Source organism: Epilithonimonas sp., assembly GCF_056329745.1.
Genome location: NZ_JBWEYV010000003.1, coordinates 78,176 through 102,390, shown reverse-complemented (window position 1 = coordinate 102,390; position 24,215 = coordinate 78,176). Strand labels below are relative to the sequence as shown.

22 protein-coding genes and 1 tRNA gene are annotated in these 24,215 nt (G+C 40.3%); 20 read left to right on the top strand and 3 right to left on the bottom strand.

Translation table 11 applies throughout. From position 1 onward, the window contains the following. Positions 1–21: 21 nt before the first annotated feature. Positions 22–447 (top strand): DoxX family protein, encoded by a 426-nt coding sequence (locus AC00Y6_RS03550; RefSeq protein ID WP_474489237.1) that lies wholly within the window; start codon positions 22–24, stop codon positions 445–447. Here AC00Y6_RS03550 and AC00Y6_RS03545 read toward each other — a convergent pair. Then, complete coding sequence (locus AC00Y6_RS03545) at positions 444–626, bottom strand: hypothetical protein (RefSeq protein WP_474489236.1); 183 nt, start codon at positions 624–626, stop codon at positions 444–446. The two genes, AC00Y6_RS03550 and AC00Y6_RS03545, sit on opposite strands and share 4 nt — an antisense overlap. Before the next feature lie 324 nt (positions 627–950). Here AC00Y6_RS03545 and amaB point away from each other — a divergent pair, with 324 nt between their 5' ends. From amaB to AC00Y6_RS03495, 10 genes are all read left to right on the top strand, one after another. Then, positions 951–2,501 carry an L-piperidine-6-carboxylate dehydrogenase gene (gene amaB, locus AC00Y6_RS03540; RefSeq protein ID WP_474489235.1) on the top strand — a complete coding sequence of 517 codons (1,551 nt, stop codon included), beginning with the start codon at positions 951–953 and terminating at the stop codon, positions 2,499–2,501. Positions 2,502–2,564: 63 nt separating this feature from the next. Then, complete coding sequence (gene lat / locus AC00Y6_RS03535; RefSeq protein ID WP_474489234.1) at positions 2,565–3,884, top strand: L-lysine 6-transaminase; 1,320 nt, start codon at positions 2,565–2,567, stop codon at positions 3,882–3,884. Positions 3,885–3,951: 67 nt separating this feature from the next. Continuing rightward, a complete protein-coding gene (locus AC00Y6_RS03530) occupies positions 3,952–4,179 on the top strand; it encodes a putative signal transducing protein (protein WP_474489233.1) in 228 nt (75 codons plus the stop codon). Between the two features lie 124 nt (positions 4,180–4,303). After that, positions 4,304–4,377 (top strand) — tRNA-Ala (locus AC00Y6_RS03525). 99 nt (positions 4,378–4,476) lie between these two features. Then, entirely contained in the window at positions 4,477–5,016 is a 540-nt protein-coding gene (locus tag AC00Y6_RS03520; RefSeq protein ID WP_474489232.1) for a C40 family peptidase, read from the top strand. A gap of 230 nt (positions 5,017–5,246) precedes the next feature. Then, positions 5,247–6,059: a 2,3,4,5-tetrahydropyridine-2,6-dicarboxylate N-succinyltransferase gene (locus AC00Y6_RS03515; protein ID WP_474489231.1), complete on the top strand. Its 813-nt coding sequence runs from the start codon at positions 5,247–5,249 to the stop codon at positions 6,057–6,059. Between the two features lie 78 nt (positions 6,060–6,137). Then, positions 6,138–7,250 carry a glycosyltransferase family 87 protein gene (locus AC00Y6_RS03510; RefSeq protein WP_474489366.1) on the top strand — a complete coding sequence of 371 codons (1,113 nt, stop codon included), beginning with the start codon at positions 6,138–6,140 and terminating at the stop codon, positions 7,248–7,250. 38 nt (positions 7,251–7,288) lie between these two features. Next, positions 7,289–8,212 carry a glycosyltransferase family 2 protein gene (locus tag AC00Y6_RS03505; RefSeq protein WP_474489230.1) on the top strand — a complete coding sequence of 308 codons (924 nt, stop codon included), beginning with the start codon at positions 7,289–7,291 and terminating at the stop codon, positions 8,210–8,212. Positions 8,213–8,214: 2 nt separating this feature from the next. Further along, positions 8,215–8,988 carry a polysaccharide deacetylase family protein gene (locus tag AC00Y6_RS03500; protein WP_474489229.1) on the top strand — a complete coding sequence of 258 codons (774 nt, stop codon included), beginning with the start codon at positions 8,215–8,217 and terminating at the stop codon, positions 8,986–8,988. Beyond that, positions 8,985–10,076, top strand: coding sequence for a glycosyltransferase family 4 protein (locus AC00Y6_RS03495; protein ID WP_474489228.1), 1,092 nt, complete (start codon positions 8,985–8,987; stop codon positions 10,074–10,076). The genes AC00Y6_RS03500 and AC00Y6_RS03495 overlap by 4 nt, the downstream gene beginning before the upstream one ends. Positions 10,077–10,146: 70 nt before the next feature. On the opposite strand, the gene lolA1 is transcribed toward AC00Y6_RS03495, so the two are convergent. Next, complete coding sequence (gene lolA1 / locus AC00Y6_RS03490) at positions 10,147–10,788, bottom strand: outer membrane lipoprotein periplasmic chaperone LolA1 (protein ID WP_474489227.1); 642 nt, start codon at positions 10,786–10,788, stop codon at positions 10,147–10,149. Between the two features lie 663 nt (positions 10,789–11,451). Here lolA1 and AC00Y6_RS03485 point away from each other — a divergent pair. The 4 genes from AC00Y6_RS03485 (at position 11,452) to gcvP (ending at position 16,633) form a co-directional block, all read left to right on the top strand. Then, positions 11,452–12,402 (top strand): alpha/beta hydrolase fold domain-containing protein, encoded by a 951-nt coding sequence (locus tag AC00Y6_RS03485; RefSeq protein WP_474489226.1) that lies wholly within the window; start codon positions 11,452–11,454, stop codon positions 12,400–12,402. Positions 12,403–12,446: 44 nt separating this feature from the next. Next, positions 12,447–12,677, top strand: a complete 231-nt coding sequence (locus tag AC00Y6_RS03480) for a hypothetical protein (RefSeq protein ID WP_474489225.1) — start codon at positions 12,447–12,449, stop codon at positions 12,675–12,677. Continuing rightward, a complete protein-coding gene (locus tag AC00Y6_RS03475; RefSeq protein ID WP_474489224.1) occupies positions 12,677–13,678 on the top strand; it encodes an NAD-dependent epimerase/dehydratase family protein in 1,002 nt (333 codons plus the stop codon). Before AC00Y6_RS03480 ends, AC00Y6_RS03475 begins: the two co-directional genes overlap by 1 nt. A gap of 96 nt (positions 13,679–13,774) precedes the next feature. Further along, positions 13,775–16,633: an aminomethyl-transferring glycine dehydrogenase gene (gene gcvP / locus AC00Y6_RS03470; protein WP_474489223.1), complete on the top strand. Its 2,859-nt coding sequence runs from the start codon at positions 13,775–13,777 to the stop codon at positions 16,631–16,633. 103 nt (positions 16,634–16,736) lie between these two features. On the opposite strand, the gene AC00Y6_RS03465 is transcribed toward gcvP, so the two are convergent. Then, complete coding sequence (locus AC00Y6_RS03465; RefSeq protein ID WP_474489222.1) at positions 16,737–17,732, bottom strand: MBL fold metallo-hydrolase; 996 nt, start codon at positions 17,730–17,732, stop codon at positions 16,737–16,739. Positions 17,733–18,222: 490 nt separating this feature from the next. Here AC00Y6_RS03465 and AC00Y6_RS03460 point away from each other — a divergent pair, with 490 nt between their 5' ends. The 5 genes from AC00Y6_RS03460 to AC00Y6_RS03440 are packed head-to-tail and all read left to right on the top strand — an operon-like array spanning position 18,223 to position 24,186. Then, a complete protein-coding gene (locus tag AC00Y6_RS03460; RefSeq protein WP_474489221.1) occupies positions 18,223–19,377 on the top strand; it encodes a porin in 1,155 nt (384 codons plus the stop codon). Positions 19,378–19,398: 21 nt separating this feature from the next. After that, the gene (locus AC00Y6_RS03455) at positions 19,399–20,829 is read left to right on the top strand and encodes an anion permease (protein ID WP_474489220.1); all 1,431 of its coding nucleotides are present in this window, start codon (positions 19,399–19,401) and stop codon (positions 20,827–20,829) included. 16 nt (positions 20,830–20,845) lie between these two features. Next, complete coding sequence (locus AC00Y6_RS03450) at positions 20,846–21,502, top strand: succinate dehydrogenase cytochrome b subunit (protein WP_474489219.1); 657 nt, start codon at positions 20,846–20,848, stop codon at positions 21,500–21,502. An 11-nt stretch (positions 21,503–21,513) separates the two neighbouring features. Continuing rightward, a complete protein-coding gene (locus AC00Y6_RS03445; RefSeq protein ID WP_474489218.1) occupies positions 21,514–23,430 on the top strand; it encodes a fumarate reductase/succinate dehydrogenase flavoprotein subunit in 1,917 nt (638 codons plus the stop codon). A 6-nt stretch (positions 23,431–23,436) separates the two neighbouring features. Then, on the top strand, positions 23,437–24,186 hold the full coding sequence (locus AC00Y6_RS03440; protein ID WP_474489217.1) for a succinate dehydrogenase/fumarate reductase iron-sulfur subunit: 750 nt from the start codon (positions 23,437–23,439) through the stop codon (positions 24,184–24,186). Positions 24,187–24,215: the final 29 nt, after the last annotated feature.

Sequence of the window (24,215 nt, the reverse complement as noted above, 5' to 3'; positions counted from 1 at the left end):
ATAGAAATTTGATTCATACCAATGAAAAATTTTAATTCATCAAAATCAAATCCCAACTTGCAGGATTTTATGATATTAGTCGTTCGTGTTTTTGTGGGCTTATCCATGCTAACACACGGCATTCCCAAAGCAGAAAAACTAATCTATACAGAAAAAATTGAGTTTGTAAGCATCTTGGGTATGGGATCGGCACTATCCCTAGTTTTGGCTGTTTTTGCAGAATGCGTTTGCTCTGTCCTTATTATTTTTGGGTTGCTTACACGCATGGCAGTCATTCCGCTCATTGTTACCATGCTTATAGCATGTTTTGTTGTACACGGCGCAGATCCTTATGATGTCAAAGAAGCCAGTGTCCTGTACTTTTTTCTCTATTTTGTGATTCTTATTTTAGGCTCCGGCAGGTTTTCTCTGGATCAGCTGTTTGCCAAAAAGGAAGTGGTTTATTAATCAAACCATTGGGTTACATAATCCCGGATTATAACCCAGAAGTTTTTCCCTAAAAAATAGATCAGGGTAGATGTAATAATCCCTTTTACCGTAAAAAAAATAATTCCACCAATCCCAAAACGCTTCACCCAAAGTTTCCATTTCGGTAATTGTTTTTCGGCATCCTTGTTTTGCTCCATTTTTATTTTTTTGTAAAACTAAGAAAATTTAGCCAATTTAGATTCATTCAAAATTATTGATTTTGGCGTGCCCGTAAGTTTTTCCCCAATGCTAGGGCCCATGCAAAAAAACAAACGGTCGGTCTGCGGGCAGTCGCTATTTTTTTTAAGCTTTGTCATTCTTAGGATTCCGAAGCACCAAAATAAAAAAAATGAGCTCCAACAATGCCCTCCGCCCTCACGCACCACAATACAACCTTTCAGTTATTTTAGAGGTATAACTAACGATTGTTAGTTTTTCATTTTGCCGGTCAAAATATATTTTTATCTTTAGAGATACTAAAAATGACGATTATTATGGTCCTTACCTCAATAGTAAAAAACCTCGAAAGATTGGGAATAACAAACAATAATCTTGGTTCATCCACAGGACAGGAATTTTTTGCTTCCGGCAATCCTATAACAAGTTATTCACCTGTTGATGTCAAAGAAATTGCAACGGTAAAAACAGCAGTTACTCAGGATTATGATCAGGTTCTTGCAAAAGCACAACAGGCTTCTAAAGAATTCAGGTTGGTTCCGGCGCCCAAAAGGGGAGATATGGTTCGCCAGTTTGGGAATAAACTGAGAGCATATAAAGATGACCTTGGGCATCTGGTGTCTTATGAGATGGGAAAATCCCTTCAGGAAGGTCTTGGCGAAGTTCAGGAGATGATTGATATTTGTGATTTTGCCGTGGGGTTGTCCCGTCAGTTGCATGGCTTCACCATGCATTCTGAGCGTCCTGGGCACAGGATGTACGAGCAATACCACCCGTTGGGCATTGTGGGCGTTATCTCTGCATTCAATTTCCCGGTAGCAGTTTGGAGCTGGAATGCTGCTTTGGCCTGGATCTGCGGAAACGTTGTCATCTGGAAACCCTCCGAAAAAACACCGCTTTGTGCCTTGGCTTGCCAACATATTTTTGCGGAGGTGGCTAAAGAAAATAATCTTCCGGAAGGCGTTTCCAACCTTTTGATTGCCGATCATGAGCTTGGTGACAGGCTCGTAAAAGATGAAAAAGTCGCCTTGGTTTCTTTCACAGGTTCTACAAGAGTAGGTAGGATGGTTGGGAAAAATGTGGCGGAACGTTTTGGGAAATCCATTCTGGAGTTGGGTGGCAACAATGCCATTATCATTACAGAAAATGCGGATATAAATATGTCAATTATCGGTGCGGTCTTTGGAGCAGTGGGTACTGCGGGGCAGCGCTGCACTTCTACAAGGCGATTGATCATTCACGAAACCGTTTATGATGAGGTCAAAAACCGACTGGTAAAAGCTTACAGTCAGCTAAAAATTGGAAATCCATTGGACGAAACCAATCACGTGGGGCCATTGATTGACAAAGACGCCGTAAAACAATACCTGGATTCCATAGAAAAATGCAAGTCAGAAGGTGGCCGATTTGTGGTAGAAGGTGGTGTTTTGGAAGGTGAACAATATGCTTCTGGCTGTTATGTAAAACCATGTATTGCAGAAGTCGAAAATCATTATGAGATTGTTCAGCATGAGACTTTTGCACCAATTCTTTATTTAATCAAATATAAGGAGTTAGAAGAAGCTATCGCTTTGCAAAATGATGTCCCACAAGGTTTATCTTCTGCAATTATGACGCAAAACCTCCGCGAAGCAGAGCTTTTCCTTTCCCAAGCCGGGTCAGACTGCGGTATTGCCAATGTGAATATTAGGACTTCGGGTGCGGAAATTGGCGGTGCATTTGGCGGTGAGAAAGAAACGGGTGGCGGCCGCGAATCAGGTTCCGACGCTTGGAAATATTATATGAGAAGGCAAACCAACACGATTAATTACACAACAAGTTTGCCTCTGGCACAAGGGATTAAGTTTGATCTTTAGGATCTTAAAACTTATTTAAATTTGGATTCACAATAGCTTTACACCAATAATCTTCAATAAAATATGATTACAACAACAGAAAATAAAGTAAAAGAATCGTTAGGCAGGCATATCCTCGCTGATGGGTTTGATTTTGTGATGGATTATGAGAATTCACAAGGCTCGTACATTGCAGATCGCATTACGGGGAAGAAATATCTGGATATGTTCTCTATGTTTGCCTCGGCTTCGGTAGGATACAATCATCCTTATATCGTGCAGAAGGCAGCATGGCTGGGTAAAATGGCGATTTATAAACCTACACTCAGCGATGTTTACCTGCAAGAATATGCTGATTTTTTGGAAGTGTTTGCGTGTGTTGCCATCCCCAAAGAATTGCCCTACTGTTTTTTTATTGAAGGTGGCGCATTGGCTGTGGAAAATGCCCTGAAAACGGCATTTGACTGGAAAACCAGAAAAAACTGGCAAAAGGAGATCGATAAAGAAGCTGGCATTGCCATTCATTTCAAGCAGGCTTTCCATGGCAGGAGTGGGTATACGCTATCTTTGACCAATACTGCAGATCCTCGGAAATATCAATATTTCCCCAAATTTGATTGGCCAAGGATTACCAATCCAAAATTAACTTTTCCCATTACCGAAGATAATCTGGAAGAGACTATCAGGCAAGAGCAATTAGCCTTATTGCATATTCAGGAAGCTGTTTTGGCCAATCCTGATGAAGTTGCCTGCGTGATAATAGAACCCATACAGGCAGAAGGTGGCGATAACCATTTCCGTCCAGAATTTTTTAAAGAATTAAGAAGGATTTGTGATGAAAATGAAATCCTGTTGATCCTTGATGAGATCCAGACAGGTATAGGAATGACCGGTAAAATGTGGGCTTACGAGCATTTTGGGATCATCCCGGATATTATTAGCTTTGGTAAAAAATCCCAAGTTTGTGGTATATTGGCCAATCAGGAAAAATTGGATCAGGTAGATCATCATGTTTTCAAAGAAAGCTCGCGGATCAACTCTACCTTTGGAGGTAATTTGATCGATATGTTGCGTTTTCAGCTCGTTTTGGAAATTATAGAAAACGAAAATCTGGTAGAAAACGCAGCAGTTACAGGAGATTTTTTACTAAATGGTATTAGAAAGCTGGAGCAGCAATTTCCGGAACATATTACCGCAGCACGGGGAAAAGGCTTGATGTGTGCTTTTGATCTTAAAGATCATGGCAGCAGAGACTATTTAAGAGATCAGCTTTTTGAAGATGGTGTTATCATTTTGCCATGTGGTGAAAAGTCCCTCCGATTCAGGCCACATCTTAATGTAACAAAACAGGAAATCCAAATCGTTTTAGATAAAATATATTCTGTTTTTAATAAATTAAGCTAAGGATTTGTTTGTATTTATATTTTTTTCGTAAATTGCTTTGCTTAAACAAAATCAAAAAATCAGAATTATGGATACGACAACAAGAGTCGCTGTTTACGAAAGCAGCAACCCCCAGGAAATCCAGCTTATGAAGTCTAAACTGGAAGATGCAGGAATCAAATGTGATGTTGAGAATTCTTACCTTAGCTTTCTGTCTACACCTACTGCAACTAATACCTTTATTAAAGTGAATATCAGGGATGAAAAAAAATCCTTTGATATTATCGATGAGTACTTAAAATCAAATCAAAATTGATTCATATTTTTAAATTTTACGTTTTACAGAAGTCGGGTTCAATTTATTGAGCCCGATTTTTTTTGAAATTATTAAGAATCGCCTTGTAGGATGATATTTTTTTCTTTATTATTGCACTGTGAATGGGGAATTAGCTCATCTGGCTAGAGCGTTAGACTGGCAGTCTAAAGGTGACGGGTTCGATCCCCGTATTCTCCACTTTTTTTAACCATCAATTTTTTTGATGGTTTTGTTGAGTTTATAACCTAAAAAAGTCCCGGATTATAGACAAATATTTATGCTCTAAAAACTTGTAAGATGAAAAATTCTGTACTGGTCATCCTAGCTTCGATAATATTGGTCTCTTGCGGTACTTCCCACTCGGCAAAGAAATATACCTACAAAAAGCCCGCAACATCATACAGGCCGGCTAACATCAAAAAACTAAATTCTTCCTACGCCGGTAATGTTTCCGGGAAAAGAAAATCCGTTGTCAGCGGAGCAGAGAATTATTTGGGCGCGCCTTATAAATATGCCGGTAACAATCGTTCCGGCTTTGACTGCTCTGGGTTGGTATGCCGCGTTTTTGATGAGAATCAATTGACGCTACCGAGGCGTTCTCAGGATCAGGCCAAATATGGGCAATCTATAGAAATTGCGAATGTAAAACCTGGTGATCTTTTGTTTTTTGCCACATCAGGAGGTTCGTCTATCTCGCATGTTGGCATTGTACACGATATTTTGAATAGCGGCGAAGTCACTTTTATCCACTCTTCTACTACCAAGGGTGTTATTATCTCCTCTCTTAACGAAGCCTATTGGAACAAAGCATTCCTTTTTGCGAGAACAGTACTTTAGTTTTTCATACATTATAAGTTTAAAGATTTGATGGTAGTTCTTACTATCAGCAGAATCTTGATATCCGTTTAAAGTAAAATGATTTTGAACAAAGCATTTCTTTTTGCGGAAAGTGTGCTTTAGATTTATTATTTTTGCCATGATTAGTACGAAGGGGTTTAATAATTGTTATTGCCCTTTTTTATTTTTTAAAATCAATTATCATTAAACAATTATCATTTATAAAACATATGTCTTTACAGGAAAAAATAGAGAAAGTCTGGGAAAACCGCGAACTGTTAAAAGAAACCGAATATCAGGATGCTGTACGCGAAGTAGTTGCAAAGCTGGATGCAGGCGAATTGAGAACTGCGGAACCGACTGCTGATGGGTGGCAAATCAACGAATGGGTGAAGAAAGGTGTGGTGATGTATTTCCCAATCCAACAGATGCAGACGATAGAGGTTGGTCCCTTTGAATTCCATGACAAAATTCCTTTGAAGAAAAATTATGCTGAAAAAGGCGTTCGTGTTGTACCTCATGCTATCGCCAGACACGGCAGCTTTGTAGCCAGTGGTGTAATCATGATGCCTTCATATGTCAATATTGGTGCTTATGTAGATTCGGGGACGATGGTGGACACCTGGGCAACCGTGGGCAGTTGCGCTCAGATTGGTAAAAATGTACACCTGAGTGGTGGCGTAGGTATTGGCGGTGTTTTGGAACCTTTGCAGGCCGCGCCAGTGATTATAGAAGACGATGCCTTTATCGGGTCAAGATGTATAGTGGTAGAAGGTGTCCGTGTAGGTAAAGAAGCTGTTTTGGGAGCTAATGTCTGCTTAACGATGTCTACCAAAATTATTGATGTAACAGGGGATACGCCGGTGGAGATGAAGGGTTATGTGCCAGAGCGTTCTGTTGTGATCCCGGGAAGTTATACCAAGAAATTCCCTGCCGGTGAGTTTCAGGTGCCTTGCGCCCTTATCATTGGGAAAAGAAAAGAATCTACAGATAAAAAAACGTCTCTTAACGATGCATTAAGGGAAAATAATGTAGCCGTTTAAGATTTGGAAACGAACAACCCATTGAAAAGCAGGTTTCTGAAAATCATTTCTGACTACAGGATAGTATTTGCCGTTTATATGATTATAACGGCATTTTCTGCTTATAGCAAATGGAAAAGAGGAACGGGAGGTTATAATAATTACCTCATTTTCAAAGGGGTATTTAAGAATACGGTTGAGCAAAAAAATATTTTTCTGCAATATCCGGATATGTTTGCGGATAGCAACCATTATGGCGTATTCTTCAGTGTTTTGATAGCGCCTTTTGCTATGATGCCAGATTGGCTGGGTGCTATTCTATGGAATGTTGCCAATGCCGCCGTGTTTCTTTTTGCTGTTTACAAATTGCCTTTTTCCGGGAAAAAAAAGGCCTTTTTTGCATGGCTTTGTCTTCAGGAGTTTATCACCGCGGCATTGTATTTTCAGTTTAATATAGCGTTAACGGGGCTTTTAATGCTGTCCGCAGTCTACGTTTACGAACGAAAAGAAACCAAATCGGCCGTGGCAATTCTCATTGGCACTTTTGTCAAATTATATGGGATTGTTGGTTTGTCAGCATTTTTCTTTATCAGGAACAAGTGGAAATTTATCCTGGCTATGATAGGTTTTTCGGTGTTATTTTTTGTGTTGCCTATGTTGATTTCCAGTCCGCATTTTGGCGTGCAGTCTTACGCAGATTGGTATCAGTCCCTTTCAGAAAAAAATATTTCCAATCAGGTGCTGGGCAACCGTCAGGATTACTCGCTGATGGGCGTTGTAAGAAGGATTATGGGCCGTGCCGATATTTCTAATCTGATTTTTATAATTCCAGGATTTGTCGTTTTTATGTTGCCATATCTAAGGATAAAACAATATAAAAATTGGGCTTTTCAGTTGATGATCCTGGCTTCTACACTGCTTTTTGTGGTACTCTTCAGTTCCGGGTCAGAGAGCCCGACTTACATTATTGCCGTGGCAGGTGTGATGATTTGGTTCCTCATGCAGAAAAAACATTCCAGTTGGGACATTGGATTGCTTATTTTTGTTATGGTTTTCACCTGTTTCGCATTTTCGGATCTGTTTCCTAAATGGATTAAGGAAGAAGTTTTCATCAAATATTCTACCAAGGCTATACCTTGTATTGTGGTTTGGTTCAGGGTAATTTATGAACTTTTGACGCGGGATTTTGAAAAAGACTATCAACTGAATTAATGGATTAATGCCTGATTCATCATTATAATATCTCATTAATGAAAAAAATATCTATTGTAATTCCGGCTTTTAATGAAGAAGGCAACCTTTCCGAAATCAGAAGGGCGATAGCAGACGTTTTTCTTCATTTGCCCGATTATAATTATGAAATCATTTTTGTTAACGATGGCAGCCGGGACAGGACACAGGAATATCTGGAAGAGATGTCACTCAGCTACCGAGAAGTAAAATATATTGAATTTTCCCGCAACTTTGGTCATCAATATGCTGTAAAGGCAGGCCTTGATTTGGCCGATGGCAATGCCGTGATCTCTATGGATGCTGATTTGCAACATCCACCTACATTGATTGCCGAGATGATTACAAAATGGGAAGAAGGCTATGATATTGTTTACACCGTCCGAAAATACCCCAAAAGTATTAGCCGCTTCAAACGTTCTACTTCGGATTTTTTCTATAAAGTTTTATCCAACCTTTCTGATGTAGAGCTGGAGAAAGGCAGTTCCGATTTTCGTTTGCTGGATGCTTCGGTCATTGATGTTATTAGAGATGGTAGAGAATCTGACGTTTTCCTAAGAGGGCTGGTAAAATGGGTTGGTTTTCGGCAGTTTGCGATTCCGTTTGTGGCGGGTGACAGGTTTGCGGGCGAAAGCAAATATAGCCTTGGCAAGATGTTCCGCTTTGCATTTACAGGCATTACGGCATTTAGTGTAAAACCATTATATCTTGCCGCTTATCTCGGATTTTTCTTCTCGCTGTTGTCACTGCTTTATATTCCGTATGTGATTTATTCTTTCCTAAACCACTCAGAGATTTCAGGATGGGCATCATTGATTATGACGGTGGTATTCTTTGGTGGCGTTCAGCTTATTATTTTGGGGATTTTGGGAATTTACATGGGTAAGATTTTCAAACAAATCAAAGGACGGCCCAATTACATCATCCGTTCGAAAAATTTATAATTATGATCTTATTAAGTTTTGATATAGAAGAGTTCGACATGCCGCTGGAATATAACGGTGAGATCCTTTTGGAGGAGCAACTGGCGGTGTCCAGGGATGGGCTACAGAAGATTTTGGTGCTTCTTAAAAAACATGATATAAAAGCCACTTTTTTCTCAACGGTGGTTTTCGCAGAAAATAATCAGGATTTGATAACCGAATTGTTGAGCCAAGGCCACGAACTTGCCAGCCACACATGTTATCATTCTTATTTTATAGAAGAACATCTAGCAGAATCCAAACGGCAGTTGGAGGGTCTTTTTGATACCAAAGTGACAGGTCTCAGGATGCCCAGGATGAGCCCAGTTTCGGTGAAAGCTGTGGCCGACGCTGGTTACCATTACAATTCTTCTATTAATCCCACATGGTTGCCTGGTAGATATAACAATCTAAAAGTTCCCAAAACTTATTTCTACGATCAGAAGATTCTCATGATGCCTGCATCGGTTTCTTACTTTCGGTTTCCTCTGTTTTGGCTGAGTTTTCATAACCTGCCTTTATTTTTGTATCAAATTTTGGTGAAAAAATCTTATAGTTACGGGAACTATCTTAATGTCTATTTCCATCCTTGGGAATTTTCCAATATCAAAAAAGAAAGCTACAAACTGCCTGGCTTTACAACCAGAAATACCGGTGATGCTATGGTAAAAAGGTTTGATAAGTTTTTGACATGGCTTAAAAAGAATCAATATAGTTTCGGTACATTTCAGCAATTTCAAAATCAGCTTGGGTCATGATTATTGCTTACGATGCCAAACGCTTTTTTCATAATACATCAGGTTTAGGCAACTATTCTCGGGATCTCGTTCGGATTCTTGCAACGCATTATCCCGAGAATCAATATCTTTTACTCAATAAAAATCAGTCGGAGAGAGGTCAAAGTATTCTTAACCTTTCTAATGTCAAATTTGTGCAGACCAGCAAAGGTCGCATGTCTCGCCAGTTGAAAATGGGAATAGATGCACAACGTCACAATGCCGACATCTTCCATGGTTTGTCCGGAGAATTGCCACTGCGGTGGGAAAAGAAACCAATCAAGAAGGTTGTAACGATCCATGACCTTATCTTTATGAGGTTTCCCAAATATTACTCATGGTTTGACCGAAAAATCCATCTTTGGAAATTTAAAAAAGCGGCAAAATCGGCGGATCAAATCATTGCCATCTCGGAGCAGACCAAGCAGGATATTATCCGGTTTCTGAAAACGGATGAGCGTAAAATTACCGTTGTTTATCAGGGTTGCCATCAGAGTTTTAAAGAAAAACCAAGTGAGGGTTTTTTAGTTCAGATTAAGGAAAAATTTAATTTGCCGGAGAAATTTGTCCTTAATGTCGGCACTATCGAGGAACGTAAAAACCTTTTCAATCTTGTAAAAGCTTTAGCCGGCAGTGGTATTCCGTTGGTAGTTGTGGGCAGAAAAGACAAAAGCTATTTCGGTAAAATTGAAAAACTCGTCAAGCAAAGTGGCGTAGAAGTCTATTTTCTGGAAAATGTTTCGATGAACGAGTTGGCGGCAATTTATCGTCTGGCAACCATTTTTGTATATCCCAGTTTTTTCGAAGGTTTTGGTATCCCAGTGATTGAAGCCCTTTATTCGGAGACCGTAGTTGTGACAAGCAATGTTAGTTGTCTTCCGGAAGCTGGCGGACCGGATTCGGTGTATGTGGATCCTCATAACGTGGAAGACATCAGCGCAAAAATCCGATTCCTTTGGGAAAATGAACCCGAAAGGAAAAGACGGGAGGAAAAAGGGCTGGTATTTGTTCAGCGTTTTAATGATGACGTAATTGCAAAGGATCTGATGGATGTTTACTGCAATTTGTAATGTATTGTTCCTGTTTTAAAATGAAAAAGCATCACGATTATGATGCTTTTTTACTATTGATTTGTTGATATTACAGTTCTGTAATCAAGTAATTATGGTATTTTGCCTTATCAAACGTAAAAACTGAAGATGATAGAGGCTGGTTTTCTTTGTAATTATTGATGCTGATGACCGCAGTTTCGTTATTTCCCGAAACTTGTTCTAGCTTTATTAATTTTTTCTGTGGTGTATTAATATACAGTGTTACAGATTTGATTCCGTTATTTTTAGCAGGTAGCATGGTGATAATATCAACAGGGATTCCACTCACTGTTTTTTTGCCCATATACTTTACATTATAGTCTTTTTTGTAAGAATCTAGGTAACTGAGCGGTGAAAAATGTGTTTGATTAGCGTTAGGTTTCGAAACCGTTACTTCTTTGTCCTCATCATTGATATTATAGACTTTGTTGCCATCAAAAATCTGTTCTATACCCATTATTTTTAATCTGTAGCGGTTGTTATCAGAGTAGAAGATGCCCGTTTGATTTTGGCTGGTTTTCCCATTACCAGTCGAGTAAGAAAATTTGAAATAAGAATTTTTTTTGCTTTTGTAATTTCTTGTCACATCGTCCAAAATGCTTTTGGATTTGCTGTCTATTGTTTGTGAATGTGCACTGAATCCTGTACCTATAAGGATAACAGCAAGCAAGGTCATTAGAAAATTTTTCATTTATTTTTAATTAATTTTTTAGCAAAGGTAGGTTTTCAACATTGATGCCAAGCTTCATAGGTAATAAAGTTTTGTTAAAGATTATTGGCTTTTTACGATTATTTTGTGAACTTTTTAGTAGCTCTAAAATAATGAGCATAGTAATTTTGTGTCTAGTTAGAGTAAGGTATAGAATCTTAATTGCAATTGTAAGGTCAAGTAGGATTTCAATGAGTCTATATTTGTATTTTAAAGTTTTATTAATCCGCTATGCTATGGCATTTTTATATGTATCGGAGTTTTAAGTATTACTTACTGTAATGCCGCTTTTCAGTTTAAATATCTCAAATTATGGAATATAATACAAGATTCCTCTATTCAAATGATGTATGATTTTTCTATCAGGGAATGCTTTATATTTTAAAACCGGTTTAAGAGTTTTTGCAACAAGTTTGGTTTCAAGCGATTTAGTTATTAAATACTACAATTTTTCTTATAATAAGCATTGCAAAATATTGCAGAAAATACCCTTGCGTTAAGGTGGGTAAAAGGATTTGAGAAAAAAAAACATTTTTTTTGGTCCCATTTTTTGCTAATGATCTTTACTTTGACCTTTATTTATAACCGCAGGACTTATGCAGTACTTCTTTTTTGTTTTAACTTTACAGTTATAATGTAAAGCATATGAAAGTTATTTTATCATTGATTTTTTCTTTTTTCCTAATCGTTATAAATGCGCAGAGTCGGCTTTCTGAGGTGGCAGGCTATAAGGATGTGGTTTATAAAACTCAGGATTCGGTACAGCAAAAGCTGGATATTTACCTTCCCGAGTCAACGGGAAAAAAGGCGCCTGTCCTCGTCTTTATCCACGGTGGTGGATGGGTAGAGGATGATAAAGCATTACCTGAAGGCACTTACCCGCATGATTTTGTGTTGGCATTTGTAAAAAATGGTTATGCCGTGGTAAGTATCAATTATACGCTGGTTTCGAAAAGCAGGCACTTCCCACAACCTGTAGAGGACTGCAAAGAGGCGGTGCGTTGGATACGTGCAAACGCTGATGCCTACCATCTGGATCCTGACAATATAGGTGTTTGGGGAGCCTCGGCGGGTGGGGAGCTCGCCCTGCTGCTGGGGTACACCGGTGATGGTGAGTTTACGGCTAATAGTAATCTGACAGCTTATTCTTCTAAGGTTAATTATGTGATTGATTATTTTGGCCCTTCGGAAATGAATAAATTGTTTCGCACCAGGGCGTCACTCTTTACCTTATTACTTTTCAAACTGTTTTTGCCAAAGATTTACGATGTGCGCAGCCAACTTGTTTTTGCCCTAACGGGACTTAGCATAAAGGATCATAAAAAAGAGGTGATCAATACGCTGGATCGTTATTCGCCCGTCCGTTATGTTAGCAGTTCATCTGTACCCACGCTGATGATCCACGGTACCAGCGACAAGGTAGTGCCATACCGTCAGTCTGTCCTGTTGCAAAAACAACTTAATAAATATCAGATAGAAAATGAACTAATTCCCATCCCCAATGGGGACCATGGCCTGAATGATGTGCCAGAGCATGCCATGATGCTGGAGAAGACACTCCGCTTTATGAAAGCGCATACACATCCTGCTTTTTAACAGGAAATGGGCTATATTTGTAAAACTTTCTGTAAACATACCTCATGAAAAAATACCAGGAAACGGTCTATAAAATCATATTGGCCTTCTCGGCACTTATCAACGTCTTTCTGCTACTGCTCTTGTTCTGGGTTGTCAGTGATTCCCTGGCCGGCCGGGGAGACTGGTTGCTTGAGGGGCGCAGTTTTTGGTTTTTTGTGGGTATCGTACTTTTCTATTCTGTGGCCAATGCGGTGTTTGTCTTCCGATTATTAAAAATTAAATCTGAAGAGTAATGATATTGGTAACCGGTGCAACAGGGATATTAGGCAGGGTGATTGCTCTGGAACTTGTTAAAAAAGGTCATGCCGTGCGGGCTACCAAGCGCCCCATAAGCCATTTGGATGAAGTACGAGCATCTTTCCGATTCTATACAGATGAACCTGATTTCTATTTTGATCAAATCCAGTGGGTTGATACTGATTTTGAATCTATAGAATCACTGGAGCATGCTTTGGAAGGTATAAATGAGGTATATCATTGTGCTGCCAAAGTGAGCTTTAGCCCCAAAGATGATAAAGAATTATTCAAAACCAATGTAGAAGGTACTACAAACCTCCTGTATGCCATAAATCCTGCGTTGGTAAAGAAATTCCTTTTTGTGAGTTCTATTGCCGTGCTGGATGGCTATAATGAAGAGGGTATGATGGATGAAAATTCGGATTTCAACTCTAAGCTAAGTCATTCCGCTTATGCTATCTCCAAACATATGTCGGAGATGGAGGTATGGCGGGCATCTGCAGAAGGCCTCAATACAATTATCATCAATCCAGGATTAATCATTGGCTCCGGCAACTGGGGCAGCAGCAGCGGTGACCTGATGGCTAAATCCGGTTTGTCTGTTACCTTCCCGGGAGGTACGGCTTATGTGGATGTGCGCGATGTTGCAAGGATTGCCATTGAGTTGATGTCCAAAAATGCTTTTGGGGAACGTTTTATTCTTGTTTCTGAAAATTCCAAATATCAACTGATTTCAGACATTGTAAGGCAAGCCGAAGGTAAGCCAAAGGCAAAAGTGATCTCGCCTGTCCTTCTTGATCTGGCACCTGTGGTAGGAACACTTTTGGGCTGGCTGATTCCGGATCTTGGTATACTTACAAAATCGAATGTAGAGGCAATAAAGTCAGATTCACGGATTTCTAATAAAAAGATTATGGATTACCTTGGTTATCGTTTTATACCGGTTGCAGAGAGCGTGGCTTTCCATTTGAAAAACTACCTTTCTGATAGGAAATAGGAGTTTTCATTTTCAGATTGATCCGTTGCTCAGTTCTTTTAAAATTAGTATTTTTACGAATCTTTTTCAGTAAAAAATCTAATCTAAAGTTTATAAATGAACACACAGCAATTTGTTAACCGCCACATCAGCCTCAACGAAGCTGACAAGGCGGAAATGCTAAACAAAATCGGTGTTAGCAGTATCGATGAACTCATTTCTCAAACCATCCCGGACAGTATAAGGTTACAGAAGGACCTCACCCTAGATGAGCCCCTCTCTGAATATGAAATGCTGTTGCATTCAAAAGATCTGGCAGCTAAGAATCTTGATTTTGATACCTACATCGGATTCGGGTATTTCAATACAATTTTACCATCACCTATCCAGCGTAATATCCTAGAGAACCCAAGCTGGTACACGGCTTATACACCTTACCAGGCAGAGATTGCACAGGGCAGGCTAGAGGCTTTACTTAATTTCCAGACTGTGGTGTGTGACCTTACAGGTTTTCCAATGGCCAATGCCTCTCTGTTGGATGAGGCTACAGCAGCGGCAGAAGCGATGCACATGTTTTTTAATAACAGAAGCAAAGCGCAGAAAAAAGATAATGCCATTAAGTTTTTTGTTTCGGATTTAGTTTTACCACAGACTATTTCTGTGCTTAAAACCAAAGCAGAAGGCCTTGGTATTGATATTATTGTGGGTAACCATGTTAATCATCAGTTTAATGATTCTTATTTTGGTATTCTTCTTCAGTACCCGGGTAAAAATGGGATTGTGCTGGATTATACAGATTTTATAGCTGAGGCTAAAACATTTGACCTTCAGGTAGTTGTTGCCTGTGATCCAATGGCTCTTGTAAAGCTGAAATCACCTGCCACTATGGGTGCTGACTGTGCTGTGGGAACTACGCAGCGTTTCGGTATTCCTATGGGATACGGTGGCCCTCATGCGGCATTTTTTGCCTGCAAAGATGATTATAAAAGGGATATCCCGGGCAGGATTATTGGTGTTTCTCAGGATGTGTACGGCAAACGTGCCCTCCGTATGGCTTTGCAAACCAGAGAGCAACATATCAAAAGAGAAAAAGCAACATCCAACATCTGTACGGCTCAAGTGCTGCTGGCAGTAATGGCAGGTATGTATGCTGTTTACCACGGGCCAAAAGGGCTGAACTTTATCGCAGACCAAATCCACTATAAAACCAATGCCGTAAACGATGCCCTGAAAGTGCTGGGTTACGATGTGGTAGAGGAGCCGGTATTTGATACGGTAAAATTCAGGTTGCATGAAGAAGAGAAAACTTCTCTTCGCCTGCTGATGAGGGATAGAAAGATTAACCTTAACTATTTCTCTCATGGCATTGTGAGTATTTCCGTTAACGAAACAACTACGGTAGAGAAGCTTAATAAACTGATTGATGCTTTTGCCCACTTCAAGGGTAAACAAGGTTACAAATTAATGATTAAAGAAGACTATTCGATTCCTGATGAACTTCTGAGAACCGACGATATCCTGACGGAAGATGTCTTTAATAAATACCATACAGAAACCGAACTGATGCGCTACATCAAGCACCTGGAAAGAAAAGACCTTTCCTTAACCCATTCTATGATTTCTTTGGGATCATGTACCATGAAGCTGAATGCGGCTACAGAGATGATTCCATTGTCATGGGCAGAGTGGGGAAGTATCCACCCATTTGTGCCAACAGAGCAGGCGGGCGGTTATCAAAAAATGATCAAACAGCTAGAGAAAGACCTTGCTGAGATCACAGGTTTTGCAGGCACAAGCCTTCAGCCCAACTCGGGAGCGCAGGGTGAGTATGCTGGGCTTATGGTAATCCGAGAATATCATAAAAACAGAGGCGAAGGCCACCGTAATATTGTTCTTATCCCACAATCCGCACATGGTACAAATCCTGCGTCTGCCGCTATGGCAGGAATGAAAATTGTAGTGGTTAAAAACCTCGAAAATGGGGAAATAGACTTCGAAGATCTGAAGGCTAAAACGGAACAGCATTCCACTAACCTAGCAGCGGTGATGATAACATATCCTTCTACTTACGGTTTCTTTGACGCCAATATCAAAGAAATCACCCAACTAATCCACGAGCATGGTGGCCAGGTTTATATGGATGGCGCTAATATGAATGCGCAGGTAGGCTATACCAGCCCAGGGAACATTGGTGCAGATGTTTGTCACCTGAACCTCCACAAGACCTTTGCTATCCCGCATGGTGGTGGCGGGCCTGGAGTAGGGCCTATTTGTGTAGCAGAACACCTGGTGCTGTTTTTACCAACCAATGCCAATATTCCTGTCGGATCAAAAGAGGCTATAGAGGGTATTTCAGCAGCGCCATACGGTTCCGGACTTATTCTTAATATATCGTATGCTTACATAAAAATGCTGGGTACATCGGGCCTTAAAAACGCTACCGAATATGCTATCCTTAATGCCAATTACCTGAAAGAGATTTTGGCTGCACATTTCCCAATCCTTTATGCCAACGCCAACGGACGTGTTGCGCATGAATGTATTGTGGACTTCCGCCAGTTTAAGTCATTGGGAATTGAGGTAGCAGATGTGGCTAAAAGACTGATGGATTATGGTTTCCACGCGCCAACGGTGAGTTTTCCTGTGGCCGGGACGCTGATGATAGAGCCTACCGAATCCGAAAGCAAAGAAGAAATCGAAAGGTTTGCGGAAGCTTTAATCAGTATTAAGCAGGAGATAGAAGAAATTGCCAATGGTGATGCCGATAAGGATAACAATGTTCTTAAAAATGCGCCACACACAGAGCAAGTTGTGATCTCAGACAGCTGGGATAAGCCATACAGCAGGGAAAAAGCAGCCTATCCGCTGGATTGGGTGCGTACACACAAATTCTTTGCTACGGTATCCAGAATCGATGAAGCTTACGGTGATAGAAACCTTGTCTGTACTTGTGAGCCTATCGAAGCATACATGTAGTTGCGGCTTGAAGATAATTAATAAAAATTTGGCTGAATTATAATTTATGTCTTTAGCTCTGCCAAAAAGCAAAAACCTCTCTTTTAAGGAGAGGTTTTTCTGTTTAGGCTTCCCACCATTTTTGGAAGGTTTGGTTTTGATTGTCGAGGTTAAGTTTTTCGCCGATAGCTGGAGTAAAAAGATTAAATCCTTTTTGAGAACAGTTTTCGCAGACTTTTTCTAAAGGTTCTTTCCAAGGATGTTGGGCGAGGGCAAACTTCCCGGAGTGGACAGGAAGAATATTTTTTGCATTAAGGTCTTCGGCAACTTTTGGAAACTCTTCTGGCAAGGTGTGGATGTAGCGCCATTTTTCATTGTACTGGCCGTTTTCCAAAATAGCCCAGTCAAAAGGCCCGTAGGTTTCTCCTATGGATTTGAAGTGGGAATCAAAGCCACTGTCGCCTCCTATGAATATCTTTTTGTGAGGCGTTTGCAGTACATAAGATGACCATAATGTGTTATTTCTTTTAAACCTTCTTCCGGAGAAATGCCTTGCCGGTGTAGAGGTAATTTTAAAACCATCAGTTAAGTTTTCTTCCTCATACCAGTCTAGCTCTATTAGTTGGTCTTCCTCGTATCCCCATCTCTCGAAATGCGCACCAACTCCAAGTCCGCAAACAACAGTTTTAATTTTAGGTTTTAGGCTTTTGATGGTTTTATAATCCAAATGGTCGTAATGGTCATGCGATACAATCAGGAAGTCTATCGGCGGGAAGTCCGCTGCGCTGTAAATATCTGTACCGGCAAATGCTCTGGTTGTGCCAGGGATAGGAGATGCATGACCGCTAAACACGGGATCTACCAAAAATCGTTTGCCGTCTAGCTGAAAATAGTAGGATGAATGTCCCATCCACACAAGAAAATTATCTGTAATAAGCTGATCCTTAAGGTTGGTTTTAGTGGTGATAATGCTATGATTAGGTCTTATTTCTGAGCTTTTGTTAGTTAAAAATTCCCATATAACACGCGGCATACTGTAGCCTTCTGCAAGTGCGGGCGTAGGACTAAGGTTTTGGAATGCACCTTCGTGGTAATTTGGGGACTGTTTTATTCTAACCAATCGTCTGCCTTTTGATTTTGAACCAAATACAGGATGGTTGTACATATATATTATGAAAGCTGCTGCTATAACAAAGATATAATTAAGCATAATAGAAAACGTGATTGAAAGATTTGCTTGAATATGATGTTGACGTTGGTATCATTATTTTCCTTTAATCTGAATAAAAATTACGACTTTTTTTAATGGCAAGCTTTTATTGTATTCATAAAAATTGTAAATTAGTCAAAATGTTATTTTTGTTTATTTTTAACTTTATTTATAAATAATTTTTCAATGCAAACATGATTTTTAACACATAATTAATACTTAATACATTATCGTAATGGGAAAATATGAATTAATTATTAAATTTATATCATAAAAAGAAGGCCCTTTTTAGTTCTTAGCTGTTTATTAAATCTGAATACAATATCTATAAATGATTTGCATAAAAATTTAAAACCAGAACTAACTTACTTGTTAAACCTAAAAAAAATAACTGATTGTTATGATAACCAATACGATTAAAAAAACATTTCTCATTTGTGGTGCGCTGTTCTCTAGCTATGCATTTTCACAAACCAAAGACAGTATTTCAAAACCTGAACCTACACCAGAGGTTAAGTACCCGCAGTTTCAGTTCAAAGGTCTATTCCAAGGCCGTTATGTGGTTTCAACTACAAAAGATGTAGATGTTAATGGTTTGCAACATACAGATCACAGTGGTACCGATAATACTTTTTTGATTAAGTATATGAGGGTACAGATGCAGGCCAAGATTAGTAAACATGCCGATGTGGTGGTTCTTGCTAATCTTGCGGATTTTAAAAGTGATACCAAAACCAAAGTTTTGGAGAATGCATATTTGAGATACACCTTCAGTCCAAAATTATCCTTCACGGTGGGGCAATTCCGCCCTTGGTTTGGTATAGAAGAGACTTACCCTATTGATATCATCAAATCTTTGGACTGGTCCAACCAATATGTAGAATTTGGTAAATTGGGTTGGACAAGTTTCCAGATTGGTGCATCGGCCAACGGACAGTTAAAACTGGGTACTATGCCATTTCAATATGCCGTGTCTGTGGTAAATGGCAACGGTAAAAATCAGATCAGCGATAGCGATAACGGAAAACAATATTCAACACGATTAATTTTTGGGCTTGCAAAAAAATACGCTCTTAATCTTGGATTAAATGGCGGTATAGGTGAGGTTTCTGCCAAAAAAGTATATGCACTTGGCGCGGATCTGACTTCCTTGGTTTACTTTAACCCAAAGTGGAGTTTGGATATGCAGCTGGAAGCTAAACAGGCAGTCAACCATGTTTTGTATTATGCTATGGATCCTGCAGTGCGATTGTCTGATATTACCAATTATCAGGTACGTGGTATTTACTTCCTGCCTAATCTAAAATATGAAATCCATCGTAAAAATTTGAGTGCTCTTGAGTTCTCCTGCCGTTATGAGTATCTTGATTCTAATTTCCGGGTGGGATCTAATCCCAGACAAACGATTACACCAATGTTTGGCTTAGAATTTTTAAAAGATTATGGTGCCAGGATACAGCTTGGGATGCAGTTTGACAGATACAAACATCAGATTCCCAATACCGCGCAATACAATAATAACCTTTTCATAGTTCAGGTACAAAGTAGATTTTAACCGATTAATACAATCAATATCATGAAAGAGATTAACATCAGAAATGTAGGCATTACAATTGCCATTGCCATTATACTGTGGTTTATCCCGGTTCCTAAAGGCGTTACAGAAGATGCCTGGCATCTGTTTGCAATTTTTGCAGCCACCATCTTGGGCATTATTTTAAAAGCAGCTCCTATGGGCACCATGTGTATGATGGCACTGGGGATAACGGCACTTACTCAGGTTTTAGCACCTGGCGATGCCGGAAAGTCCATTACCAAAGCATTGTCAGGATTTGGAGATAAGGTGATCTGGCTTATTGGGATATCTTTTTTTATTGCCAGAGGGTTTATCAAAACAGGGTTGGGTAACCGTATTGCATTTATCTTTATCAGGATTTTTGGCAAGAGTTCCTTAGGTCTTGCCTACGGTTTGGGTCTTGCTGATGTTTGCCTGGCACCAGCTATACCAAGTAACACGGCGCGTGGTGGTGGTATTATTTACCCCATTATGAAGTCGATGGCCATCAATTTTGGATCCTTGCCTGAGAAGGAAGAAACACATAGAAAGTTGGGTTCTTTTTTAACTTTAAACAGTTATTACATGAACCTCATTGCATCCTCAATGTTTCTTACCGGTACAGCGAGTAACCCAATGTGTCAGAAATTTGCGGCTAATTTGGGAATTAATATCACATGGATGTCTTGGGCAGAGGCTGGGTTTCTACCAGGATTGGTTGCGTTTTTTGTAGTCCCACTGGTGTTGTACAAACTTTATCCGCCTGAACTCAAAAGTACTGGTGATGCGCCAAAAATGGCTGCTGAAAAACTTAAAGAAATGGGGCCTATATCCAAAAACGAATGGCTCATGTTATTGGCATTCTTTATTCTTTTAGGACTTTGGATTTTTGGTGGCGCCTTGTCTATTGATGCTACTACCACAGCTTTTATTGGTCTAACATTATTACTGTTAACTTCTGTACTGACTTGGGAGGATGTAAAATCAGAAAAAGGCGCTTGGGATACCATTGTATGGTTTGCTGTGTTGGTGATGATGGCCAGCTCATTAAATGATCTTGGATTTATTGGATGGTTCAGCGGATTGATTAAAACGCAAATATCCGGCCTCAGCTGGCAATATGCTTTTCCTGTCATAGTAATAGTCTATTTTTTCAGCCATTACATTTTTGCAAGTGCTACAGCTCACGTTGCTGCCATGTATGCAGCACTATTAGGTGTGGGTGTTGCGGTAGGAGTTCCGCCTATGTTGTTGGCCATGATGCTGGGTTTTGTAGGTTCCATATATGGTGTTTTGACACAGTATGGGCATGGTCCTGCACCTGTATTTTTTGGAAGTGGTTATGTGGATCTCAAAGCGTGGTGGCTCCGAGGTCTGGAGATTGGCGTAGTACTCCTCATCATCTATATGGGCGTAGGAGGATTGTGGATGAAAATTCTTGGATATTATTAATCATTAAAACTAAAGTATGTTATCAACCTTAGCCAGAAAAATGCTAATGTGCCTCACGGGGCTGTTTTTGAGCTTTTTCTTACTGATTCATTTTTTGGGAAACCTGCAGTTATTCCTTCCCGAGGAACAGGCGCATCATCAGTTTAATGCTTATTCCCACTTTTTATCAGGTAATATTATCATTATGATTGTGTCTTATGTTCTGTATGCAAGCATTATTCTGCATGCTGTGGATGGTTTGGTGATTACAATTAAAAACAGGAAGACACATGGCAGTTATAAAGATGACCGCCGTGGAAGAGCCAGCAAATGGTACTCACGTAACATGGGGATTCTGGGAACCCTTATCCTGATTTTTTTGGTCATTCACTTTCAGAATTTTTGGTACGTCTACAAATTTGGAAGCCTGCCTTTGGATCAAAGCGGAAACAAAGACCTTTACCTGCTTGTTGTTGCGGTTTTCAAAGAATGGTGGTATGTGCTTATCTATGTATTGGCTATGATTGCGTTGTGTTATCATCTCATTCATGGCATATACAGTGCGACAAGGACTTTAGGGCTATACCATCCTAAATATGTTAAATGGTTTAAAGTGGCTGGTGTAGCTTATTCCGTCATTATCAGCGTAGGATTTGCCATGATGCCAGTTTATGTTTTTTTCACCGCCCGTTAAATAAAGAAGTTATGATTTTAAATTCAAAAATACCGGAAGGCCCGCTTGAAGATAAATGGGCTAACTATAAAAAAACGGCCAAACTTGTAAACCCGGCCAACCGGAAAAAGCTGGATGTTATTGTTGTTGGAACCGGCCTTGCAGGCAGCTCTTTGGCGGCATCGCTTGGCGAGATGGGATATAATGTGAAATCGTTTTGCTTTCAGGATACACCCAGGAGGGCGCACTCTGTAGCAGCTCAAGGTGGTGTGAATGCGGCAAAAAATTACAAAAATGATGGCGACAGTGTTTACAGGATGTTTGTGGATACTATCAAAGGTGGCGATTTCCGGTCTAGGGAAGCGAATGTTTACCGAATGGCTGAGTGCTCCCTTAACCTGATAGATCAGGCCGTGGCGCAGGGCGTACCGTTTGGCCGCGAGTACGGAGGTTACCTTAATAACCGTTCCTTTGGTGGTGTGCAGGTCAGCAGGACATTTTATGCCAGAGGGCAAACTGGACAGCAGTTACTTTTGGGGGCTTATCAGGCTTTGCAAAGGCAGATTGGTAAAAAGTCGGTTCAGTTATTTTCTAGGCACGAGATGCTGGATTTGGTGGTTGTAGATGGCAAGGCGCGAGGCATTATTGCTAGAAACCTGGATACCGGAGAATTGGAAAGACATGCCGCACATACGGTGGTCCTCGCCACAGGCGGTTACGGGAAAATCTATTACCTATCCACTTTGGCAATGGGCTGTAACGGCTCTGCCATCTGGCGTGCCCATAAAAAAGGTGCCCTCATGGCATCGCCAAGCTGGATTCAGATCCATCCAACATCGTTGCCGCAATCCGGGAATTATCAATCCAAATTAACATTAATGTCAGAATCGTTAAGGAATGACGGCCGTATTTGGGTGCCTTTGAAAAAAGATGAAACCAGAAATCCCAACGACATTCCCGAAAACGAACGCGATTATTATCTGGAACGCCGTTATCCTGCTTTCGGGAACCTTGCACCACGTGATATTTCTTCCCGTGCGGCCAAAGAAAGAATTGATGCCGGATATGGAATCGGTCCGCTTAAAAATGCGGTTTACCTGGATTTCTCAAAAGCCATCAAAGAGCAGGGTATTGATAAAATTAAGGAAAAATATGGTAACCTCTTCGATATGTATCTCAAAATTACGGGATACAACGCTTATCAGCAACCGATGATGATTTCGCCATCTGCACACTTCTCTATGGGCGGTTTGTGGGTAGATTATGAGTTGATGACGACCGTTCCGGGATTGTTTGCATTGGGCGAAGCTAATTTTGCAGACCACGGTGCCAACAGATTGGGTGCTAACTCATTGCTTCAGGCTTCTGTGGACGGTTATTTTATAGCTCCTTACACTATTGCCAACTATTTGTCCAATGAGATTCATACAGGTAAAATAGACCCATCAACCCCTGAGTTTGACGAAGCGGAGCAAAAAGTACGGCAGCAGATTGAAGGTTTTATGAAGATTAACGGTACCAAGACAGTAGATTATTTTCATAAAACATTGGGTAAGATTCTTTACGATTACTGCGGCCTGGCCAGGAATGAGAAAGGTTTGCGCTATGCAATTGACGAAATCCGCAAACTGAAAGATGAATTTTATAAAGATGTTAAAGTTTCTGGACATGGTGATGCCATGAATGCCGAACTTGAAAAAGCTGGTCGCGTTGCCGATTATTTTGAAATTGGCGAATTGATGTGTTATGATGCATTGACAAGAAATGAATCCTGTGGCGCCCACTTCCGCGAAGAATACCAAACCGCAGATGGAGAAGCTAAGCGTGATGATGCCCATTACCAGTTTATATCTGCTTGGGCATGGACAGGCGAAAATAATGAACCGGAACTCGTAAAAGAGCCTTTGGTTTTTGAAGAAATACAACCTACAGTCAGAAGTTATAAATAAGAAATTATGGATCTACACCTTAAAATATGGAGACAGAAAGATCGTAAAACCGAAGGTAAATTGGTAGATTATGATCTCAAAGATTTGAATACCAACATGTCTTTTCTGGAGATGCTGGACACACTTAACGAAAAACTGATTCTGAATGATGAAGAACCTGTAGAGTTTGATCACGATTGTCGGGAAGGCATTTGTGGACAATGTGGTATGATGATTAACGGGATTGCACACGGTCCGCTAAAACATACTACAACCTGCCAACTGCATTTACGCAGTTTCAAGGATGGGGAGACGGTTTTGATAGAGCCCTTCCGGGCAGAGGCTTTCCCTGTGAAAAAAGATTTGAAAGTAGACCGTTCCGCATTTGACAGGATTATTTCTTCCGGTGGTTTTGTGTCCATCAACACAGGCCAGGCTCCCGATGCTACGGCTATTCCCGTTACGCATATAACGGCGGAGGAGGCTTTTGATTCTGCGGCGTGTATTGGTTGTGGCGCTTGTGTGGCGACCTGTAAAAACGGCAGCGCAGCACTTTTTACCTCTGCAAAAATTACCCACATGGTATTGTTGCCGCAAGGGAAAGAAGAGAGAAGCGAACGTGTGCTCAATATGGTGAAACAGATGGATGCCGAACATTTTGGTCATTGCTCCAATACCGAAGCCTGCGAGGTAGAATGCCCTCAGGGTATTTCTGTTCTTAACATTGCGAGGATGAATTATGAGTATGGCCGGTCCTTGTTTTTCAGAAAAAAATAATGGATTACTGATTTTTTTGATGTGATTAT

Excerpts from the sequence above, each read along its gene's own strand:
- AC00Y6_RS03510 (WP_474489366.1), top strand. The coding sequence starts at position 6,138 with ATGATTATAACGGCATTTTCTGCTTATAGCAAATGGAAAAGAGGAACG.
- AC00Y6_RS03475 (WP_474489224.1), top strand. The coding sequence starts at position 12,677 with ATGATATTGGTAACCGGTGCAACAGGGATATTAGGCAGGGTGATTGCT.
- AC00Y6_RS03545 (WP_474489236.1), bottom strand. The coding sequence starts at position 626 with ATGGAGCAAAACAAGGATGCCGAAAAACAATTACCGAAATGGAAACTT.
- AC00Y6_RS03455 (WP_474489220.1), top strand. The coding sequence starts at position 19,399 with ATGAAAGAGATTAACATCAGAAATGTAGGCATTACAATTGCCATTGCC.
- AC00Y6_RS03450 (WP_474489219.1), top strand. The coding sequence starts at position 20,846 with ATGTTATCAACCTTAGCCAGAAAAATGCTAATGTGCCTCACGGGGCTG.
- AC00Y6_RS03530 (WP_474489233.1), top strand. The coding sequence starts at position 3,952 with ATGGATACGACAACAAGAGTCGCTGTTTACGAAAGCAGCAACCCCCAG.
- lolA1 (WP_474489227.1), bottom strand. The coding sequence starts at position 10,788 with ATGAAAAATTTTCTAATGACCTTGCTTGCTGTTATCCTTATAGGTACA.
- gcvP (WP_474489223.1), top strand. The coding sequence starts at position 13,775 with ATGAACACACAGCAATTTGTTAACCGCCACATCAGCCTCAACGAAGCT.
- AC00Y6_RS03550 (WP_474489237.1), top strand. The coding sequence starts at position 22 with ATGAAAAATTTTAATTCATCAAAATCAAATCCCAACTTGCAGGATTTT.
- AC00Y6_RS03515 (WP_474489231.1), top strand. The coding sequence starts at position 5,247 with ATGTCTTTACAGGAAAAAATAGAGAAAGTCTGGGAAAACCGCGAACTG.
- AC00Y6_RS03505 (WP_474489230.1), top strand. The coding sequence starts at position 7,289 with ATGAAAAAAATATCTATTGTAATTCCGGCTTTTAATGAAGAAGGCAAC.
- AC00Y6_RS03460 (WP_474489221.1), top strand. The coding sequence starts at position 18,223 with ATGATAACCAATACGATTAAAAAAACATTTCTCATTTGTGGTGCGCTG.
- AC00Y6_RS03480 (WP_474489225.1), top strand. The coding sequence starts at position 12,447 with ATGAAAAAATACCAGGAAACGGTCTATAAAATCATATTGGCCTTCTCG.
- AC00Y6_RS03495 (WP_474489228.1), top strand. The coding sequence starts at position 8,985 with ATGATTATTGCTTACGATGCCAAACGCTTTTTTCATAATACATCAGGT.
- AC00Y6_RS03440 (WP_474489217.1), top strand. The coding sequence starts at position 23,437 with ATGGATCTACACCTTAAAATATGGAGACAGAAAGATCGTAAAACCGAA.
- AC00Y6_RS03520 (WP_474489232.1), top strand. The coding sequence starts at position 4,477 with ATGAAAAATTCTGTACTGGTCATCCTAGCTTCGATAATATTGGTCTCT.
- AC00Y6_RS03445 (WP_474489218.1), top strand. The coding sequence starts at position 21,514 with ATGATTTTAAATTCAAAAATACCGGAAGGCCCGCTTGAAGATAAATGG.
- amaB (WP_474489235.1), top strand. The coding sequence starts at position 951 with ATGACGATTATTATGGTCCTTACCTCAATAGTAAAAAACCTCGAAAGA.
- AC00Y6_RS03500 (WP_474489229.1), top strand. The coding sequence starts at position 8,215 with ATGATCTTATTAAGTTTTGATATAGAAGAGTTCGACATGCCGCTGGAA.
- AC00Y6_RS03485 (WP_474489226.1), top strand. The coding sequence starts at position 11,452 with ATGAAAGTTATTTTATCATTGATTTTTTCTTTTTTCCTAATCGTTATA.
- lat (WP_474489234.1), top strand. The coding sequence starts at position 2,565 with ATGATTACAACAACAGAAAATAAAGTAAAAGAATCGTTAGGCAGGCAT.